This window comes from Actinoplanes sp. NPDC049118, assembly GCF_040648555.1.
Lineage (GTDB): Bacteria > Actinomycetota > Actinomycetes > Mycobacteriales > Micromonosporaceae > Actinoplanes.
This window is the reverse complement of the sequence record NZ_JBEZDY010000034.1, coordinates 37372-55389: the sequence shown is the minus strand read 5'-3', so window position 1 is coordinate 55389 and position 18018 is coordinate 37372. Positions and strand designations below refer to the sequence as shown.

Annotated in this window: 15 protein-coding genes and 2 tRNA genes; 6 read left to right on the top strand and 11 right to left on the bottom strand. The window is 71.8% G+C overall.

All coding sequences use genetic code 11. The annotated features are described in order from the left end of the window. Positions 1 to 37 precede the first annotated feature (37 nt). Positions 38 to 832 (top strand): SDR family oxidoreductase, encoded by a 795-nt coding sequence (locus AB0B58_RS36965; RefSeq protein WP_360234016.1) that lies wholly within the window; start codon positions 38 to 40, stop codon positions 830 to 832. Here AB0B58_RS36965 and AB0B58_RS36960 read toward each other — a convergent pair. From AB0B58_RS36960 to AB0B58_RS36940, 5 genes are all read right to left on the bottom strand, one after another. Then, the gene (locus AB0B58_RS36960) at positions 796 to 1788 is read right to left on the bottom strand and encodes a DUF808 domain-containing protein (RefSeq protein ID WP_360234013.1); all 993 of its coding nucleotides are present in this window, start codon (positions 1786 to 1788) and stop codon (positions 796 to 798) included. The two genes, AB0B58_RS36965 and AB0B58_RS36960, sit on opposite strands and share 37 nt — an antisense overlap. A gap of 170 nt (positions 1789 to 1958) precedes the next feature. Continuing rightward, positions 1959 to 2033 (bottom strand) — tRNA-Met (locus tag AB0B58_RS36955). A gap of 2 nt (positions 2034 to 2035) precedes the next feature. Then, positions 2036 to 2110, bottom strand: a tRNA-Lys gene (locus AB0B58_RS36950). 246 nt (positions 2111 to 2356) lie between these two features. Further along, a complete protein-coding gene (locus AB0B58_RS36945) occupies positions 2357 to 3361 on the bottom strand; it encodes a TAXI family TRAP transporter solute-binding subunit (RefSeq protein WP_360234010.1) in 1005 nt (334 codons plus the stop codon). Then, the gene (locus AB0B58_RS36940) at positions 3358 to 5433 is read right to left on the bottom strand and encodes a TRAP transporter fused permease subunit (protein ID WP_360234007.1); all 2076 of its coding nucleotides are present in this window, start codon (positions 5431 to 5433) and stop codon (positions 3358 to 3360) included. The genes AB0B58_RS36945 and AB0B58_RS36940 overlap by 4 nt, the downstream gene beginning before the upstream one ends. A gap of 131 nt (positions 5434 to 5564) precedes the next feature. Between AB0B58_RS36940 and AB0B58_RS36935 the strand changes: the two genes are divergently transcribed. Next, entirely contained in the window at positions 5565 to 6446 is an 882-nt protein-coding gene (locus tag AB0B58_RS36935; protein ID WP_360234004.1) for a CDP-alcohol phosphatidyltransferase family protein, read from the top strand. Here AB0B58_RS36935 and AB0B58_RS36930 read toward each other — a convergent pair. Continuing rightward, entirely contained in the window at positions 6436 to 7137 is a 702-nt protein-coding gene (locus tag AB0B58_RS36930) for a response regulator transcription factor (RefSeq protein ID WP_360234001.1), read from the bottom strand. The two genes, AB0B58_RS36935 and AB0B58_RS36930, sit on opposite strands and share 11 nt — an antisense overlap. A gap of 58 nt (positions 7138 to 7195) precedes the next feature. After that, positions 7196 to 8293 (bottom strand): histidine kinase, encoded by a 1098-nt coding sequence (locus tag AB0B58_RS36925; RefSeq protein ID WP_360233998.1) that lies wholly within the window; start codon positions 8291 to 8293, stop codon positions 7196 to 7198. Positions 8294 to 8443: 150 nt separating this feature from the next. Between AB0B58_RS36925 and AB0B58_RS36920 the strand changes: the two genes are divergently transcribed. The 4 genes from AB0B58_RS36920 (at position 8444) to AB0B58_RS36905 (ending at position 13455) form a co-directional block, all read left to right on the top strand. Next, positions 8444 to 9187, top strand: a complete 744-nt coding sequence (locus AB0B58_RS36920; protein WP_360233995.1) for an ATP-binding cassette domain-containing protein — start codon at positions 8444 to 8446, stop codon at positions 9185 to 9187. Next, a complete protein-coding gene (locus AB0B58_RS36915; protein WP_360233992.1) occupies positions 9184 to 9936 on the top strand; it encodes an ABC transporter permease in 753 nt (250 codons plus the stop codon). The genes AB0B58_RS36920 and AB0B58_RS36915 overlap by 4 nt, the downstream gene beginning before the upstream one ends. 15 nt (positions 9937 to 9951) lie before the next feature. Then, positions 9952 to 11655 carry an alpha/beta hydrolase gene (locus tag AB0B58_RS36910; protein ID WP_360233989.1) on the top strand — a complete coding sequence of 568 codons (1704 nt, stop codon included), beginning with the start codon at positions 9952 to 9954 and terminating at the stop codon, positions 11653 to 11655. Between the two features lie 111 nt (positions 11656 to 11766). Further along, entirely contained in the window at positions 11767 to 13455 is a 1689-nt protein-coding gene (locus AB0B58_RS36905; RefSeq protein WP_360233986.1) for an AMP-binding protein, read from the top strand. A gap of 109 nt (positions 13456 to 13564) precedes the next feature. On the opposite strand, the gene AB0B58_RS36900 is transcribed toward AB0B58_RS36905, so the two are convergent. From AB0B58_RS36900 to ngcE, 4 genes are read right to left on the bottom strand one after another with little or no spacing between them, the layout of a single operon-like run. Continuing rightward, positions 13565 to 14755 carry a glycosyl hydrolase gene (locus tag AB0B58_RS36900; protein ID WP_360233983.1) on the bottom strand — a complete coding sequence of 397 codons (1191 nt, stop codon included), beginning with the start codon at positions 14753 to 14755 and terminating at the stop codon, positions 13565 to 13567. A gap of 37 nt (positions 14756 to 14792) precedes the next feature. Further along, positions 14793 to 15677, bottom strand: coding sequence for a carbohydrate ABC transporter permease (locus AB0B58_RS36895; protein WP_360233980.1), 885 nt, complete (start codon positions 15675 to 15677; stop codon positions 14793 to 14795). After that, the gene (locus AB0B58_RS36890; RefSeq protein ID WP_360233977.1) at positions 15674 to 16582 is read right to left on the bottom strand and encodes a sugar ABC transporter permease; all 909 of its coding nucleotides are present in this window, start codon (positions 16580 to 16582) and stop codon (positions 15674 to 15676) included. The genes AB0B58_RS36895 and AB0B58_RS36890 overlap by 4 nt, the downstream gene beginning before the upstream one ends. Next, positions 16582 to 18003 carry an N-acetylglucosamine/diacetylchitobiose ABC transporter substrate-binding protein gene (gene ngcE, locus AB0B58_RS36885; RefSeq protein WP_360233974.1) on the bottom strand — a complete coding sequence of 474 codons (1422 nt, stop codon included), beginning with the start codon at positions 18001 to 18003 and terminating at the stop codon, positions 16582 to 16584. Before ngcE ends, AB0B58_RS36890 begins: the two co-directional genes overlap by 1 nt. Positions 18004 to 18018 lie beyond the last annotated feature (15 nt).

The following is an 18018-nucleotide window of genomic DNA, read 5'->3' as shown; positions in this document are numbered from 1 at the left end:
TCGCACCGCGGGCGGGCGGATCCGAACGGAGACCGGCATGGATCTTCAGCTCACGGGCAAGGTCGCGGTGATCACCGGAGGAACGGTCGGCATCGGCCTGGCCGTCGCCCGCGGCCTCGCGGCCGAGGGCGCGCACCTGGCGTTGTGCGCCCGCGACGAGCGGCGCCTGCGGGCCGTCGTGCACGACCTGAAGACCGAATTTCCCGTACGCGTCATCGGGGTGGCCGCCGACGTCTCGGCGCTCGACGGCCCGGCGAAGCTGGCCGGGGCGGTCACCGCCGAGTTCGGCGGCGCCGACATTCTGATCAACAACGCCGGTACCGGCAGCGACGAGACGATCCTCACCGCGCCGGACGAGCGCTGGCAGGCCTACTGGGACCTGCACGTGATGGCCGCGGTCCGGCTGGCCCGCGCCATCGCGCCGGGGATGAAGGCCCGCGGCGGCGGGGTGATCCTGCACAACGCCTCGATCTGCGCGACCCAGCCGCTCGGCTACGAACCGATCTACAACGTCACCAAGGCGGCCCTGGTGATGTTCTCCAAGTGCCTGGCCAACGAGTTGATCGGGGACAACATCCGGGTCAACGCGGTCAACCCGGGCCTGGTCATGACGCCCGACTGGCAGAAGACGGCGAAGGCGCTGACCGCCGGCACCGACCGCTCGTGGGAGGACTACCTGCAGGGGATCGCGGACGACAACGCGCCGATCGGCCGCTTCGCCGACCCGGCGGAGATCGCTGACCTGTTCGTCTTCCTCTGCTCGCCGCGCGCCGGCTACGTGGTCGGCTCGACGTACTACGTCGACGGCGGCTGGTTGCGCACGACCACGTAGTCGGTCCCACCCTCGTCACCGGCGGTGTCGTGCGGCTTGCGGCGGTGGAACGTCACGCTCATGACGGCCACGATCAGGGCACCGACGATCAGGCCGGCGACCGCGCTGGCCACCGTGTTGACCAGCCAGCCGACCAGCCCGCCCAACACGCCGGTGGCGTCGTGTGCCGCCTCCTCCGCGTGGTGCACGAGCTCGTAAAGGGCGTGTAGTCCGAGTTCGTCGGCGCCGACAAGCAGGATGTGCCCGCCGACCCACAGCATCGCGGCGGTACCCACCACGGTGAGCACGGTCAGCACCCTGGGCATCGCCTTCACCAGGCCGCGGCCGAACCGGGCGACGCCCTCGCCGGTCCGCTCGGCCAGGCGCAGGCCGACGTCGTCCATCTTCACGATCAGGCCGACCGCCCCGTACACCAGGACGGTCATGCTCACCGCGACGATCGTCAGGATCACGAGGCGGGACAGGAAGGACTCGTCGGCCACCTCGTTCAGCGAGATGACCATGATCTCCGCCGACAGGATCAGGTCGGTACGGATCGCACCGGACACCAGCGTCTTCTCGTCCGGCAGCCGCTCCTCGCCCGTGCCGTGCGCGTCGTGGTGCGCGATCCTTGCCCACACCTTCTCCGCGCCCTCGTAACACAGGTAGCCGCCGCCGATCATGAGCAGCGGCGTCAGCAGCCACGGGACGAACTGGCTCAGGACGAGGATCACCGGCAGGATGATCAGGAACTTGTTGCGCAGCGACCCCACGGCGATCCGCCGGACGATCGGCAGCTCGCGCTCCGCCGCCAGACCGCGCACGTACTGCGGGGTGACGGCGGCATCGTCGATGACCACCCCGGCGGCCTTCGCGCCGGCCTTGGCGGCGGCCACCCCGACGTCGTCGACGGACGCGGCCGCCGCCCGCGCCAGGACCGCCACGTCGTCCAGCAGTGCCGCGAGTCCAGCGCTCAAGGAAGGTTCCTCCGATTCGACAGCCGTCTGTGCGAACCCATTCTCGCCCGGCGCCGCCACCCGCGCACGACCACCCTCCTCGCGGTCGCAGGCCCCGGTGTCGAACCGGGCGGGCCGCCCTTATGAGGGGCGGATGAGCAGCCAGCGCTCAGCCTGCGGAATTCCTTTCGTTGCAGGGGCGGGATTTGAACCCGCGACCTCAGGCCTATGAAACCTGCGAGCACTCCGAACTGCTCCACCCTGCGCGTGCGCCGCCGGGGAATCGAACCCCGAACCCTCCGTGTAAGAGACGGATGCTCTGATCCTGTTGAGCTAGCGGCACTCGTGTCCTGCAAAAAGAAAGCCGCCCTCTCCCGTGCGGGATGGGCGGCAGTGTCGTCGCGGTGTCAGCCGCGTCGCCGGCCCGTGTCGGGGCGCTTCATCCGGTCACCACGCATGGTGCGGAACATTTCGAACCCCCTTCGGCCGGTCACTTCGTGCGGTGTGCTCCATACGGTAAAGATCCGCACCGGAACGCTCAACGCAATTAAAAAGCGGTCGTGCGCCGGTGCGCACGACCGCTCTCGCGTCACTGCGGCGCGTTCAGGGCGTCCAGCGCCGCCACCGCGCCGCGGTGCAGGGCCACCGGGTCCGTCTTGCGCGCCGTGTCGAGCTTGATCTCCTTGGCCGCCGCGTTCGCCTGCTCCAGCTGCGCCTTGCGGTCGAAGAGCGTCCGGGTCAGCACGCAGGCCACGTTCGCGTCCAGGTTGTCGCGGACCAGCAGCAGGTTCGGCACCACGATGGTCGGCACGTCCGCCGGCGTCCGGTAGGCCGCCGCCGGGATCGTGCCCGTCTCGTAGACCTGGTTGATCTTCTGCAGCTCGGGCAGCAGCGGCGTGACGTCGAGGAAGGCGACCTGGTCCGCCGACGTCGTCAGCAGGTCGGTGATGCCCGGCGTCGGCAGGCCGCCCGACCAGAACAGCGCGTCGATCGAGCCGTCCTTGATGCCGTCGACGGTCTTGGCCAGGTCCAGCCGCTGCGCCTGCACGTCCTTGTCCGGGTCCAGCCCCGCCGCCGTCAGCATCCGCCTGGCGATGACCTCGGTGCCGGACTTCGGCGAGCCGGTCGAGACCCGCTTGCCCTTCATGCCCGCCACGTCGGTGATGCCCGCCGCCTTGCGCACGACTACCTGCGTGTAGTTGGTGTGGATCCGGGCGAGCGCCTGCACCGGCTGCCGCGCGGTGAAGCTGTTGGTGCCGTTGATCGCGTCCGCCGCGCTGTCGGCCAGCGAGAAGGCGACGTCGAACTCCCCCGCGACGAGTTGCTGGATGTTCTGCACGGAGGCGCCGGTCTCGGAGGCGGTGGCCTTGAGCTTGCCGCCGACGGTGTTGACCTGTTCCGCGTAGGCGTTGCCCAGCGCGAAGTACACGCCCGTCGCGTTGCCGGTGGCGATGCCGACCCGGGTGTCGTCGGCGACCTCGCAGGTCACGTCGCCGCCCGAGTCCTTCGCCGCGGCGTTCTGCTTGCCGCCGCAACCCACCAGCACGGACGCGGTGAGCGCCCCGGCCGCGGCCAGGGCGATCGTCTTCTTCATAGCGTGGTCCTCCCGGTTCGATGGATGAACGCGATGCCCGCGGCGAGGACGAGCGCGACGGCGCCCATCGCGATCGTGAGCGGTGCGAGGTAGAGCAGCAGCAGCCCGGCCGCGCCGCCGAGGATCCGGCTGGCCGGGCCGGCCGCGCCGATGCCGGGCACCCAGGCGCCGGTCGCGATCGCCAGGCCGAGGACCGCGAAGATCGCGACGACCGTCGCCCAGACGATGCCGAGCGCCGGCCCCCGTCCCAGCAGGTACTCACCGGGCTCGGTGAGCACGAACGCGATCGGTACGAGGAAGGCCGGCAACGCGTACTTGAGGGCCTGCCACATCGTGGGCACCGTGCGGCCACCGGTGATCGCGCTGGCGCCGACCGCCGCGAGCGCCGTCGGCGGAGTGACCTCGGAGAGCACCGAGAAGTAGAAGACGAACATGGCGGCGGCGGCCGGCGAGACGCCGAGCGCGAGCAACGCCGGGCCGATGATCACCCAGCCGATGATGAAGCTGGCCGTGACCGGCACGGCCAGGCCGAGGATCGCCAGCGCGACCGCGGCCAGCACGACGGTGAGCGCGAGCACCGCGGTCGGGTTGTCGGTGACCGCCTGAGCGCCGCCGACCAGCAGCGAGGCCAGCTGCGCGCCGAGGCCGGTCTTGGTGGTGGTCGCGGTGATGATGCCGGCGGCGGTGCAGACCGCCACGACCGGGAGGACGCCCCGGACGCCGGCCGACAGGGCCTCGAACAGCCGCCGCGGAGTCAGCCACGCGCGCCGGTCGAGGAAGGAGAGCGCCGCGGCGAGCAGCGTCGCGTACACGACCGCGCGGGTCGCGCTCTGCCCCACGGCGAGCAGGACGACGATCAGCACCAGCGACGAGAAGTGGTAGCCGAACCTCAGCAGCAGCCGCCCGGCGCTGGTCTGCGGCACGTCGACGGCACGCACCCCGAACCGCCGCACGTCGATCTCGACCGCGAGCAGGATGCCGAGGTAGTAGAGGACCGTCGGGATCATCGCCCAGCCGAGCACCGTCAGGTACGAGACCTCGAGGTACTCGGCCACGATGAACGCGGCGGCGCCCAGGGTCGGCGGGGAGAGGATCGCGCCGACGCCGGCGGCGGCGAGCATGCCGCCGGCCTGCTCGGCGGGGTAGCCGGCCCGCCGCAACATCGGCCAGGTGACGGCGCCGACGCTGACCGCGGTCGCGGTCCCCGACCCGGAGACGGTGCCGAGCAGGAATCCAGCGGCCACCGCCGTGCGCCCGGCGGCGCCCCGCGACCTGCGGAAGGCGGCGACGGAGAGATCGACGAAGAACCGGCTGGCGCCGGAGAGGTCGAGGACGGCCCCGTAGATCGTGAAGAGCACGATGTAGGTCGCGGCGACGTCCAGCGGCGTGCCGTAGAAGCCGCTGCCGGAGTTGTAGAGCGCGTCGACGATCTGGGCGAAGTCCAGCCCGGAGTGCGCGATGGACCAGTCCTGCGGCAGCAGGCCGCCGTAGTAGCCGTAGGCGAGAAAGGCCAGGCAGACCAGCGGAAGGGCGAGCCCCGTGGTACGCCGGCAGGCCTCGACGACGAGCACCAGCATGACCGCACCGGCGATGACGTCGGCGGTGTCGAGCAGCCCCTGCCGGTCGAGGAAGCCGTCGTATCCGCCGCCCCAGGGATTCACCGGATAGAGGCAGACCAGCAGGGTCACGGCGGCCAGCACCCAGTCGGCAACGGTCGGCCGGTCCGGGCCGGTCCGGGCCCCGCCGCGCGCGGGGAAGCCCGAGCGGTAGACGAGGAAGACCAGCGGGAGCGTCAGGGCCAGGAAGATGATCAGGTAGAACTGGCTGCCCTGCGCGAGCGGCCGGAAGACCTGCCAGAGCGCGAGCAGTGCCGCGACGAAGGCCACCACGGCTACGCCAGTCGCGATTCCGCCGGTCAGCACCCGGGCCGGGCGTTCCTCGTCGTCGAAGTGGACGGCCGCGGGATCCGCGAGCGCACCCGGTGGCGGCCGGCCCTGTTCCATGGTGGACACCGGACCGGGCGTGCCGCCGTCGGCCCCCGCCCGGTCGACCGGAGATCGACCGTTGACCATGAAGGGACGTTACTATGTGGGCTGCTCCTTGTAACCTCTCAAACACGCAGGCGTCTATAACGATGCGGCCAATTCGTCACAAATAGTGCAAAGGTAGTTTCCGCGCCCGGGCCGTGCCGTTGACACCGGTTATGGTGCGTCGTTCTTCACTGCAGGAAATCCGCGAGCAGACCTACAAGGTCCGCGACGCGTGGTGGACCGTCCTGCTCGTCGATCCGCTCGCGGCGAGGCTGGTCCGCCTCGTCGCCCCCTACCGGTGGATCACCCCGAACCTGCTGACCGGCCTGGCGACGCTGCTGGGCCTGGCCTCGGCGGCCTGCTTCCTGGCCCCGTGCTTCCTGGGCCGGGACCGGTGGTGGCTCGCCGCTGGCGCGGCGTTCTTCCACCTGAGCTTCGTCGTGGACTGCATGGACGGCAAGGTCGCCCGGCTGAACGGCACCGGGTCGCTCTTCGGCGCCTGGTTCGACTTCATGTTCGACCGGCTCCGCGTCTTCGGGTGCGCGGTCGCGCTCTTCGGCGGCGGGTACGCCCGGACGGGCGAGGTCGCGTACCTCTGGACCCTGATCGTCGTGACCTTCCTGGACCTGTTCCGCTACGTCAACGCCCAGCAGATGACCCGGACCCGCGAGAGCATGCGCGCCGACCTGGAGGAGGCCGCCGGAGCGGCGGCGTCCACCACGCCGGACCCCGCCGTGCTGATGCCGCCGCAGGGTCCGCGGGCCCGGCTGCGCGCGGCCCTGCTGCGGCACCGGATCCGTACGCATCTGGTCAGCGGCATCGAGTTCGAGATGGCGGTCTTCATCATCGGCCCGCTGACCGGCTGGGTCATCGCCACCTCCCTGGTGGCGGGCGCCCTGCTGGTGGCCTTCGAGCTCCTCCTGATCGTGAAGCTGTGGCGGGCGACGCGCGGCTTCCCGGTCGCCCTGGCGAAGGCGCAGGCGGCGGCCGCCCTCGGCAGGCCCCTGCAAAACGCGGGGTCGGTACCGGACCCGGACGCCAGGCTCAACGCCTGACGGCCGTCCCTCGCGGATCATGCCGGCCTGGTCCGCGGGGTGCCTCCCGGCCATCGCCGAGATATTTGAGGACCGCCAGGACGCGGCGATGGTCGGTGTCGGTCGGCGGCAGGTCGAGCTTGGCGAAGATGTTGCCCACGTACTTCTCGACCGCGCTGTGGCTGACACCCAGGGCGTCGACGATGCCGTTGTTGGAGCGTCCCTCGGCCATCAACCGCAGCACCTCCTGCTCGCGGGGCGTGAGCCGGGCCTGCGGATCCGGCCGGCGCCGCACCAGGAGCTGGCTGACCACCTCCGGGTCCAGGGCGGTGCCACCGGCGGCGACGCGGCGCAGGGCGTCGAGGAAGTCGCCGACCCGGGCGACCCGGTCCTTGAGCAGATAGCCGACCGAACTGGTGGCGGCCGACAGCAGGTCGGTCGCGTACCGCTCCTCGACGTACTGCGACAGCACCAGGATCGCGACGTCCGGCCGCAGGCGCCGGATCGCCAGCGCGGCGCGGATGCCCTCGTCGGTGTGCGTCGGCGGCATCCGCACGTCGACGACCACCAGGTCGGGCACGTGCTCGGCGACCGAGCGCAGCAGTTCCTCGCCGTCGCCCACCGCGTCGACCACGTCGAAGCCGCCGTCGGTCAGCAGCTTCGTCAGCCCCGCGCGAAGGAGCACCGAGTCCTCGGCCAGGATCACGCGCACAGCAGTACCGCCCCAACGATCGTCAGCCCACCGACCGGGCCATCCAAACTCAGATCGATCACACGCACGGCAGTACCGCCTCGACGGTCGTCGGCCCACCGGCCGGGCTGTCCAGATTCAGTTCGCCGTCGACCGCGGCGGCGCGCTGGGCGAGGCCGGCGAGGCCACCGCCGGGCCTGGTCGTGGCACCGCCACGACCGTCGTCCCGCACCGTGACGGCCAGCCGGCCGCCGTGTCGCCTCACGTCGACCGACGCCTGGGTCGCCGAGGCGTGCTTGGTCACGTTCGTCAGGGCTTCGGAGACGATGAAGTAGGCGATGGCCTCGATGCTCCCCGGACAGCGACGCCCGATGTCGACGGACACCTCGACCGGAATCGGGGAACGCGCGGCGATACCCGAGATGGCGGCGTCCAGGCCGCGGTCCTCGAGCACCGCCGGATGCAGCCCGCGCACGAAGTGCCGCAGCTCGGTCAAGGCCAGCATCGCCTCCTCGTGCGCCGCCACGATCGCCTCCCGGGCCGGCGACGGTTCGGTGATCGCCTCCCGGGCCATGCCGAGGTTGAGGGCCAGGGACATGAGCCGCTGCTGTGCCCCGTCGTGCAGATCGCGCTCGATGCGGCGGCGCTCCTCGTCGGCGGCAAGCAGCACCTCGGCGCGGCTGCTCCGCAATGACTCCAGCCGCCGGTTGAGCACCTCGATCCGGGTGGGGCCGAGCATGTCCTCGGCCACCGCCGAGTCTCGGCGGGCGAGCCACCGGGCGGCCGGGGGCGCCACGAACAGCACCGCCGCCGGCAGGGCGACCGCCAGCGCCCACATGTGATAGGCCGACTGCCGGGCCGTGCTGCGCAGCGTCCAGGACGGCTCCGCGATGTCGACACCGAGCAGGTGCCGGAAGCGCGACCGCTGCAGCACGCCGATCTCGTGGACGAACCAGGCGATCACGAGCGGCAGTGCCAGAACGGTCACGAGGTAGAGGACGATCAGGCCCCATCCTCCCCCGGGCCCGGTGAGCAGGCTGAAGAGCGCCGTGCCCCACAGGATCAGCAGCGTCGCCAGCAGGCCGGCGGCAAGGGGCGACAGCAGAGCGCCGACCAGCAGATGCCGGACCGGCCGCCCTGCACCAGGCTGAGCCTTCGCATGAATCCAGGAGTTCACGGGTCGACCGTATGCAGGCGGGCGGTCCCTGACCATCCGGAAATCCCCTGGCTCGGGGTGGGGAAATCCACACCCTCGACGGCGCGCACACCCCACTGACCGGACGCCTCCCGCCCGGAAGCCTGGGAGGCGACCACGAAGGGGGACGCCATGATCGAGGCAAAAGGCCTGACAAAGAGATACGGCGACAGCCACGCCGTCCAAGACCTGACTTTCACGGTACGGCCGGGAGTCGTGACCGGCTTCCTCGGGCCGAACGGCGCCGGCAAGTCCACCACGATGCGGATGATCCTGGGGCTGGACGCCCCGACCCGCGGCTCGGTGAGCGTGAACGGCAAGCCCTACGCCGCACACCGCACACCGCTGCGCGAGGTCGGTGCGCTGCTGGAGGCCCGGGCCGTGCACCCGGGCCGTAGCGCATACCACCACCTGCTGGCGCTCGCGCAGTCCAACGGCATCCCACGCTCCCGGGTGCACGAGCTGATCGACGCGGTCGGCCTGGACCGGGTGGCGAAGCGGCGTGCCGGACGGTTCTCGCTCGGCATGCAGCAGCGGCTCGGCATCGCCACCGCACTGCTCGGCGACCCGCACACGCTGATCCTCGACGAGCCGCTCAACGGCCTGGACACCGAGGGCATCCGCTGGGTCCGGAGCCTGCTGCGCGACCTCGCCGCCGAGGGCCGCACGGTCTTCGTCTCGTCCCATCTCATGACCGAGATGGCGCTGACCGCCGACCACCTCGTCGTCATCGGCCGAGGCCGGCTGATCGCGGACACGAGCCTGGCCCGGCTGATCGCGGACTCCGGACACGGCTCGCTCGAGGAGGCGTTCCTCGAGCTCACGGCCGGGGCGGCCGAGTTCCGCACGGTCACCACGAAGGGAGACGACCGATGACCGTCGTGCTGGCCGAGCTGACCAAACTCCGGTCCGTCGCCTCCACCGCCTGGTCGCTGCTCAGCGCCGTGGGCCTGATCGTCGGCGTCGGCATCCTCTACGCCACGGCGCGGGTGAGTCACCCGCCGGCCGACCCGGCCGGCTTCGACGCCGTCTCGGTCAGCCTGGCCGGCGTGCAGGTGGCGCAGCTCGCGGTGGGCGTGCTCGGCGTCCTGGTCGTCACGAACGAGTACGCGAACGGCCTGATCCGCACCACCCTCGCGGCCGTGCCCCGGCGTACGCCCATGCTCTGGGGCAAGGCCGCGGTGCTCGCGGCCGTGACGTTCGCGGTGAGCCTGCCCGCCGTCCTCGCCGCCTTCCTCGCCGGCCAGTCCGTGCTGTCCGCGGAGCGCCTCGACACCTCCCTCTCCGAGCCGGGGGTGGCGCGCGCGCTCGTCGGCGGCGCCGGCTACCTGGCCCTGGTCGCGCTGCTCGGCCTGGGCCTGGGCAGCATCGTCCGGCACACGGCCGGCGGCGTCGCGGCGGTGTTCGGCGTGCTGCTCGGACCGCAGATGCTGACCGGATTCCTGCCGGCCGGCCTGGCCGACGACCTCTACGGGTGGCTGCCGTCGCCCGCGGGGCTCGCCGTCACGACGATCCGCCCGGACCCGTCGCTGCTCTCGCCGTCCGCTGGCCCGGCCGTCTTCTCGCTCTACATCGCGATCGTGGTGTGCATCGGCGCCTGGCGCCTGCGCAGCCGCGACGCCTGATCGGAGGCACGCACCGTGAAACCCGTCCGCTGGTCCGCGATCACGATCGCGGCATTCCTCTCCGCCGTCTCCGCACCGGCCGCCCTACCCGCGGCGGCCGCCGAGCCCGCCGCTGCCATACCCGCGGCCGCCATACCCGCGGCCGCCAGGCCCGCGACCGCCACGCACGCGACCGCCACGCACGCGACCGCCACGCACGCGACCGCCAGGCGCGCAGCCATACCCGCCGCCGGGCCCGCAGCCATACCCGCGTCTGCCAAGCCTGCGACCGCCACGCACGCGACTGCCAAGCCCACGACCGCCACGCCCGCGGCGGCGGGCCGGATCGCCTGGCATCCTTGCGCGCTCGGCCCCGGCGACGCCGTGGGCGCGGACCTCGACCGGGCCGGCGTGGAGTGCGGCGACGTCGCCGTCCCGCTCGACCACTCGCGGCCGCACGGCCGGACCATCACCGTCGCCATCGCGCGCAGCCGCGGCGGCGACACCGCTCACCGGATCGGTTCAATGATCATCAACCGGGGCGGGCCGGGCGCCCCGGTGCTGGATGCCGTCCCGCTCGCCCGCGCCGCAATGGGTGAGACCGGCGAACGGTTCGACCTGATCGGCATGGACCCGCGCTTCGCCGGCCGCAGCACGCCGATCGACTGCGGCTGGCCCACGCACTGGCTGCCCCGTTCCGCCGGCACCGACCGGGCCGGCTTCGACGCGATGGTGGCGCTGACCCGCGACCTCGCCGGGCGCTGCGGCCGCGCCGAGGCGGCGCTGCTGCCGTACGCCTCGACGGCGAACATCGCCCGCGACATGGACGTGGTCCGCGCGGCGCTGGGCGAGCCGAAGCTGTCGTACCTCGGCTACTCGCAGGGTTCGCTGCTCGGTGCCGTCTACACCCAGCTCTTCCCGGCGCGGGCCGACCGGATCGTGCTGGACAGCGCCATCGATCCGGCGCTGCCCGGAACCCTCGCCCTGCGCGACACCGCCGCCGGGCGCGAGGCCGGGCTGCGGGAGTGGGCGGCCTGGGCCGCCGCACACGATGCCGACCACCACCTGGGCCGGACCGCCGACGCCGTGCTCGCCACCGTGCACCGGGTATACGCCGCCGCGGCGCGCCGGCCGCTGCGGGTCGGCACGTACGCGGTGGACGACGCGATCCTCCCGGCGCTCATCCTCACGCCGCTGACCGACGACTCGGAGAACGCCGAGCTGGCGGACGTCGTCGCGGTGCTGTCCCGGGCCGCCGACGGCCGGCCGGCCGCACCCACCACCGGGATGGCCGAGACGCTGGCCGGCCTGGTCGACGGCGTCGGTTCGGCGACGCACAGCGCGCAGACCGCCATCCTCTGCGGAGACGCCCCGGTCCCCCGCGACCCCGGGGCGTACTGGCGGGACATCCGGGCCCACCGGGCGGCGTCGCCGCTCTTCGAGCCGCTGGCCCGCACGATCACGCCGTGCGCCGCATGGCCCGGCGCGCCGAAGGAGCCGCCGGTCCGGATCCGCAACGAGGTGCCCGCCCTGATCGTCCAGGCCGAGAAGGACGTCAACTCCCAGTTGCCGGGCGCGCGGGCCCTGCACCGGGCGCTGGGCGGCTCGCGGATGATCGTGCTCGACGACGCCCGCACCCACGGGGTGTATCTGTTCCGGGGCGCGAGCTGCGTGGACCGGGCGGTCGACGCTTACCTGGCGAGCGGGAGCCTACCGGCCGCCGACCTGACCTGCTCCTGAGCGACGACACAAGCGACCACGGAAGCGACCACGGAGTCCGCCGCCCCCTCGTGGGGTGGCGGACGGCCCGGCGGCGGGGCAGGCTGACTCAGACACCTCCGAGGAGGAGACATGGCGGCGAGTGCTGGCACGGCGGCGTTCCGCGAGGCCCGGGACTTCCTGCTCGAGCACCGGGAGGACTACGCCGGCGCGTACGCGGGTTTCCGCTGGCCCCGGCTCGGCGCGTTCAACTGGGCGCTCGACTGGTTCGACGTCATCGCCGAGGGCAACGACAGCCCGGCGCTCTGGATCGTCGAGGAGGACGGCTCGGAGCAGCGCCACTCGTTCGCGGAGCTGGCACGCCGGTCGAACCAGGTCGCCAACTGGCTGCGCGCCCGCGGGGTCGGCCGCGGGGACCGGGTGGTGCTGATGCTCGGCAACCAGGTCGAGCTCTGGGACGCGATCCTCGCGGTGATGAAGCTCGGCGCGATCATCATCCCGGCGACCCCGCTGCTCGGACCGGCGGACGCCCGCGACCGGGTGGCACGCGGCGGCGCCCGGCACGTCATCGCCCTCGCGTCGGCGGCGGATCGTTTCGCCGGGATCGGCGACGACGTCACCCGCATCGCGGTCGGGGCGGCCGCCGAGGGCTGGCACGCCTTCTCCGACGCGTACTCCGGCCCGGCGGGCTTCGAGCCCGACGGTGTCACCGACGCGGGCGACACGCTGCTGCTGTACTTCACGTCCGGCACCACCGCGCGGCCGAAGCTGGTCGAGCACACCCACGCGTCGTATCCGGCCGGGCACCTGTCCACGATGTACTGGATCGGGCTGCGCCCCGGCGACGTACACCTGAACATCTCGTCGCCGGGCTGGGCGAAGCACGCGTGGAGCAACGTCTTCGCACCGTGGAATGCGCAGGCGTGCGTGTTCATACACAACTATTCGCGGTTCGACGGCGCCCGGCTGCTCGGCGCGATGCAGCGCTGCGGGGTGACGAGCTTCTGCGCGCCGCCGACGGTGTGGCGCATGCTGATCCAGTCCGACCTGACCGCCCTGAAAGACCCGCCGCGGCTGGTCGTCGGCGCGGGCGAGCCGCTGAACCCCGAGGTGATCGAGCAGGTGCGCAAGGCCTGGGGCGTCACGATCCGCGACGGCTTCGGCCAGACGGAGACGACGGTCCAGATCGCCAACACCCCGGGCCAGGCGGTACGCCCGGGGTCGATGGGCCGTCCGGTACCCGGCTACCGGGTGGCGCTGATCGACCCGTCCTCCGGCGAGCACGCGGACGAGGGCGAGATCTGCCTTGAGCTCGATCCCCGCCCGCTGGGGCTGATGGTCGGTTACCGCGGCGACGCCGGGCTGACGGCGGCGGCGACCGCCGGCGGTTACTACCACACGGGCGACATCGGCTCGCGCGACGCGGACGGCTACATCACCTACGTGGGGCGAACCGACGACGTGTTCAAGGCCTCCGACTACCGGATCTCGCCGTTCGAACTGGAGAGCGTGCTGATCGAGCACGAGGCGGTGGTGGAGGCCGCGGTGGTGCCCTCGCCGGACGCGCTGCGGCTGCACGTGCCGAAGGCGTACGTCGTGCTCGCCGAGGGCTGGGCCGCCGACGACGAGACCGCACGGTCGATCTTCGCGCACTGCCGGGCGCACCTTTCGCCGCACCAGCGGGTGCGGCGCATCGAGTTCGCGGAGCTGCCGAAGACCATCTCGGGAAAGATCCGCCGGGTGCAGCTCCGCGAGGCGGAGCGGGTCAAGCACGCGTCCGCGGACGCCGCGCCACCCGGCGAGTTCCGCGACCGCGCCTGAGCCGGCGCCGCCGTGGCGGGCGCCGGCTCAGGCCCATGACGGGCCATGCGCCAGCAGCGGCCGAGATCCTCGCGCTGCTGCCGACTCAGGCCCATGACGGGGCCCTGCGTCAGCAGCGGCCGAGGTCCTCCCACTGCTGCGTCCAGCCCGGCTCGGACCCCTGGGTCCAGTACCGCGCCCGCCACAGGTGCTTGCCCTCGCCCGATGCCGGCCCGTTCGGGTCGCCGTACCTGCTGCGCTCGTGCTTGACCGTCTGCCCTCCCGTGTACACCGTTGCGAAGGCCCACTCCGGCGCCGTAGCGCAGTTCCCGGCCGGCGGCGGCGTCGTCGGCTGGGACGTTGGCGGCGTCGTCGGCGTGGTCGTCGGCGGCGTGGTCGGGCTGGTACAGCCGCCCGTCGCGTCCACCGTGTCCGTGAACGTGCTGCCCGACGAGCGGTACGCCGCCGCCTTCGCGGTCACCTGCGCCGGGGTCAGCGCCTGGTTCTTCGCGAACAGCACCCAGTCCACCTGCTGGATGTACGTGCTCAGCCCGCCGGTGTGCGCCGCCGTGTCGATGAACCAGAGGTTCCAGTTGATCGTCATCGTCTGCCGGGGATAGAACTTGCCGGAGTGGTCGCCGACCAGCACGCCGTCGATGTAGTACCGGACGTGGCCGCCCGCCACCGTCGCCACCAGGTCGTGCCAGCCGGCGAGGCTGCTGCGCTGCTCCGAGTGGACGTTGTCGGCGTACCAGGGATCGGCGCGGTAGGTGTACCAGGTGGTCTGGTAGTTGATCGGTCCCGTCTCGCCCCACCCCCCGTTGGGCAGGTACTCGGAGATGTCCAGCTCGCTGTAGGTCGGGTCGAGGTCGCCGTTGAGCGGGCTGATCGTGAAGAACGTCTCGTTGATGTGGTCGCCGTCGTTGCCGCCGGCCGGCGTGTCGGTGAAGCGGACCCGGCTGGCGTACGTGCCCTCGAAGTAGCGCTTCTGGGTGCTGTAGAGCTCCGCCTGGTTGGTGCCGGCGCCGGTGCCGTCGGTGGAGGCGGTCAGCTGCATGACCTTCTGGCCGCCGGACGTGGGGAACGTGATGCTGTTCGGCGACCAGGTCGCCCCGGGCACGCCCGGACCGCCGGCATAGCTGCGCGGCGTCCAGCCGTGCGCGGCCAGCGTGCTGTCGCTGGATGAGCTGTAGGAGAAGTCGTCGAACAGGTAGCCGCAGTCGGCGGCGGAGGCGCTGGGAGCTCCACTGAAGACCGCCAGCGGTCCGAGCAGGGCGACCGCCCCCACGAACCATAGTGATTTACGTTTGTCGATGGACATGAGCAGGGTCCTCCAATGAAGGGGGGATGGAAGGGACCTACTTGACCGCGCCGGCGGTCATACCGGCGCGGATGTGCCGTTGGAACGCGACGTAGGCGATGAGCACCGGCAGCATGGCGATGGTCAGGCCGGCGAACAGACCGCTCCAGTCACTGCGGTACCCCTGGCTGACCGACAGGGCGGCCAGCCCCTGCGCCAGGACGTACCGGTCCGGGTCGGGGTTCAAAACCAGCGGCAGAAGGTACTGGTTCCAGAGCCCGAGGAAATTGAAGATGCCGACGGCGACCAGGCCCGGCCGGGCCATCGGCAGCATCACGCGGAAGAAGACCGCGCTGTGCGAGCAGCCGTCGATGAAGGCCGCCTCCGCCACCTCTCCCGGCAGCGTGCGGAAGAACGCGTGCAGGAAGAAGACCGTGAACGGCACGGCGTACGCCGCGTACACGAGGATCAGCCCCTGGTAGGTGCCCAGCAGCCCGAGCTGGCGCACGACGAAGAACAACGGCACCAGGGCCAGGAAGACCGGGAAGAACATGGCCGCGACGAAGGTGTAGTAGATGAGCCGGTTGCCGCGGAAGGAGTACCGGGCCAGGGCATAGGCGACGAGCGAGCCGAGCAGCATGGTGAGCATCAGGGCGCCGCCGACCACCAGGACGCTGTTGAGGAAGTAGCGGCCGATGTTCGCCTCGGTCCAGGCCCGCGCCCAGTTGTCCAGTCGCGGCGAGGCGGGCAGCGACCAGGGCTCGTTCAGGATCTCGTTGTCGGTCTTGAAGGAGCTCACCACCGCCCAGAGCAGTGGCAACGTGGTGACGACGGCCCAGGCCAGCATCGCCAGGTGCACCGGGAAGACGGGGGCGGAACGCCGCCGGGCACGGGCCGGCGCGGGCGGGGCGGCGACGGCGGGTCGTTCACGCAGCGAGGTCATGCCGGCACCGCCCGCTCGTCGCGGCCCGGCCGCAGCGCGAGCACGGCCAGGGTCAGGGTGGCGAAGAACAGGGCGACACCCATGGCCGAGGCGTAACCGAACTTCCCGTACTGGAAGGCGTTGCGGTAGAGGGAGAGCCCGATCACCTCGGTCGCGCCGTCGGGGCCGCCGGGGCCGACCGTCATGACCTGCACGACGGCGAAGGCGTCAAGCGCCGCGATGCCGAGATAGACGAACGCGACCTGCACGCTCTCCCGGACCAGCGGCAGCGTCACCCTCCGGAACGTCGCCCAGCCGCCGGCGCCGTCGAGCAGCGCCGCCTCGAACAGCTCCCGCGGGATGCCGTCGATCGCCGCGCTGAACAGCACCACGTAGAAGCCGACCGACGACCAGATCAGCACCGCCATCACCGCGGTCAGCGCCAACGAGGGCGAGGCCAGCCAGCTGCGCGTCAGCCCGTCCAGCCCGACCGCCCGCAGGGCGCCGTTCAGCAGGCCGTTGTTCGGGTTGTAGACGAAGCCCCACAGCACCGCGATGACGACCAGCGACAACAACTGCGGAAAGAAGTAGACGATCTGGTACGCGCCCGAGCCGGCGATCGCCCGCCGTCCGCCGCGGCCGCCGAGCTGCATCATGCTGGCCAGGAAGAACCCGATCCCGATCGTCACCAGCGGGACCACGACCAGCATCACGGCGTTGTTGCGGACCGCGTCGAGGAAGAGCGAGTCGCCGCCGAGGCGGACGTAGTTGCCCGCCCCGACGAAGTGCGCCTCGCCGGCCACGCCGGTCCAGTCGGTCAGCGACAGATAGAAGGCCTGCGCGTACGGCGACAGCACGAGGACGACGTGCAGCGCCAGCGCGGGTATCAGCGCGCCCGCCAGGAACCGCCACCGGCCGTGTCTCATCAGCGGGTGTATTTCTTCACCGAGGAGTCCCGGGCCAGCGCGTCGGCCGCCTTCTGGATCCGGTCCGACCACTGCGCCGCGGTGCTGCGCCGGTTGACCAGCTCCCCGGTTGCGTCGTCGACGGCCTTGGCCAGCGGCGCGTACCAGGTGCGGAACCGGAACGTGAAGGTCTCCGGGCCGGCCGCCGCCACCGCGTCGCGGACCGAGCCGAGTCCGCTGCTCAGCGTCAGCCCGTCCGTCGCACCCGCCACCGCGGGCAGCGTCCCGGCGGACTCGGCGAACGCCTTCGCCGACTGCTTCGAGAACAGGATCCGCAGGTACTCCATGCCGCCGGCGGGGTTCTTCGCCTTGGCCGGCACCAGGAACGACTCGCTGCTGGCCGCCTGCACCGCGGTCTGCTTCAGCGCGTCCGAGGCCGTCCGCGACGGCACCGGCGCCATCACCATGTCGAAGTTCGGCGGCGTGACGCCCTGCTGCTCGCTCTCCAGCCACGAGCCGCACGGGATGATCGCCGCCTTCCCCTGCGACCAGGCCGCCTGCGCCTCGGTGTGTGACAGCGCCTCGGAGCCGGACATGATGTAGCCCCTGCCGGCCAGTTCCGCGAGCGCCTCGGCCGCGGCGAGCAGGCCGGGCGCCTTCCACGCGTTCGGCTCGAGGTTGTCGACGGCCTGGACGAGCGCCGGCCCGCCGGTCTTGGCGGCCATGCCGAGCAGCGGGTCGTTGATGTACTCCGGGTACTTGCCCTGGTAGGTCCAGGGCGCGATGCCGGCGGCCTTGATGGTGGCGCAGAGCGCGAGCATCTCGTCCCAGGTCTTCGGGAAGGCCCAGCCCTTCGCCGCGAAGAGCGGCTTGGAATACCAGAGACCCCAGACCGTGTACGTGAAATTGAGCGTCAGCGGCACCTTGTCGAACGTGCCGTCGTCGACCACGCCGGGCAGCAGGGTGTCGCGCACGGTCTTGCCCGGCTGGTCGAACGCGGGCGCGTCCAGCAGCTGGCTCAGGTCGCTGACCTGTTTGGCCGAGACGAGGGTGGCGATGTCGAGGCGGCTCGCGCCGGTGTTGTCGACGACGTCCGGCGGGGTGTTCGCGACGAACCGGGGCTGGAGCGCCTCCCCGATCTTCTGGATGCCCTGATGGTCGACCTTCGCGCCGTACCTCTGTGCGTAGACCGCCTCGGCGCTCTTGGCGTACTCGTCGCCGTACCCGCCCTTGAAGATCACGACCTCGAGCGGCGCGCCCGTCTTGACGCCGAGGGGGTTGTCGGCGCTCTTGGCGCCGGTATTGCCGGCGGCCGGGTCGCCGCCGTCGTCGCCGCCGGTCACGCAGGCGCTCAGCAGGGGTGCCGCGACGCCGGCGGTCACCGCCGTGCGCAGCAGGGTTCGTCTCGTGGGGTACGGTCCTGAAAGGGGCGAACGGTTCATCAGCTGGGCCTTTTC

Bases quoted from the DNA above. Each gene is read 5' to 3' on its own strand.
- AB0B58_RS36965 (WP_360234016.1), top strand. From the start codon at position 38: ATGGATCTTCAGCTCACGGGCAAGGTCGCGGTGATCACCGGAGGAACG.
- AB0B58_RS36945 (WP_360234010.1), bottom strand. From the start codon at position 3,361: ATGAAGAAGACGATCGCCCTGGCCGCGGCCGGGGCGCTCACCGCGTCC.
- AB0B58_RS36940 (WP_360234007.1), bottom strand. From the start codon at position 5,433: ATGGTCAACGGTCGATCTCCGGTCGACCGGGCGGGGGCCGACGGCGGC.
- AB0B58_RS36935 (WP_360234004.1), top strand. From the start codon at position 5,565: ATGGTGCGTCGTTCTTCACTGCAGGAAATCCGCGAGCAGACCTACAAG.
- AB0B58_RS36920 (WP_360233995.1), top strand. From the start codon at position 8,444: ATGATCGAGGCAAAAGGCCTGACAAAGAGATACGGCGACAGCCACGCC.
- AB0B58_RS36915 (WP_360233992.1), top strand. From the start codon at position 9,184: ATGACCGTCGTGCTGGCCGAGCTGACCAAACTCCGGTCCGTCGCCTCC.
- AB0B58_RS36905 (WP_360233986.1), top strand. From the start codon at position 11,767: ATGGCGGCGAGTGCTGGCACGGCGGCGTTCCGCGAGGCCCGGGACTTC.
- AB0B58_RS36900 (WP_360233983.1), bottom strand. From the start codon at position 14,755: ATGTCCATCGACAAACGTAAATCACTATGGTTCGTGGGGGCGGTCGCC.
- AB0B58_RS36895 (WP_360233980.1), bottom strand. From the start codon at position 15,677: ATGACCTCGCTGCGTGAACGACCCGCCGTCGCCGCCCCGCCCGCGCCG.
- AB0B58_RS36890 (WP_360233977.1), bottom strand. From the start codon at position 16,582: ATGAGACACGGCCGGTGGCGGTTCCTGGCGGGCGCGCTGATACCCGCG.
- ngcE (WP_360233974.1), bottom strand. From the start codon at position 18,003: ATGAACCGTTCGCCCCTTTCAGGACCGTACCCCACGAGACGAACCCTG.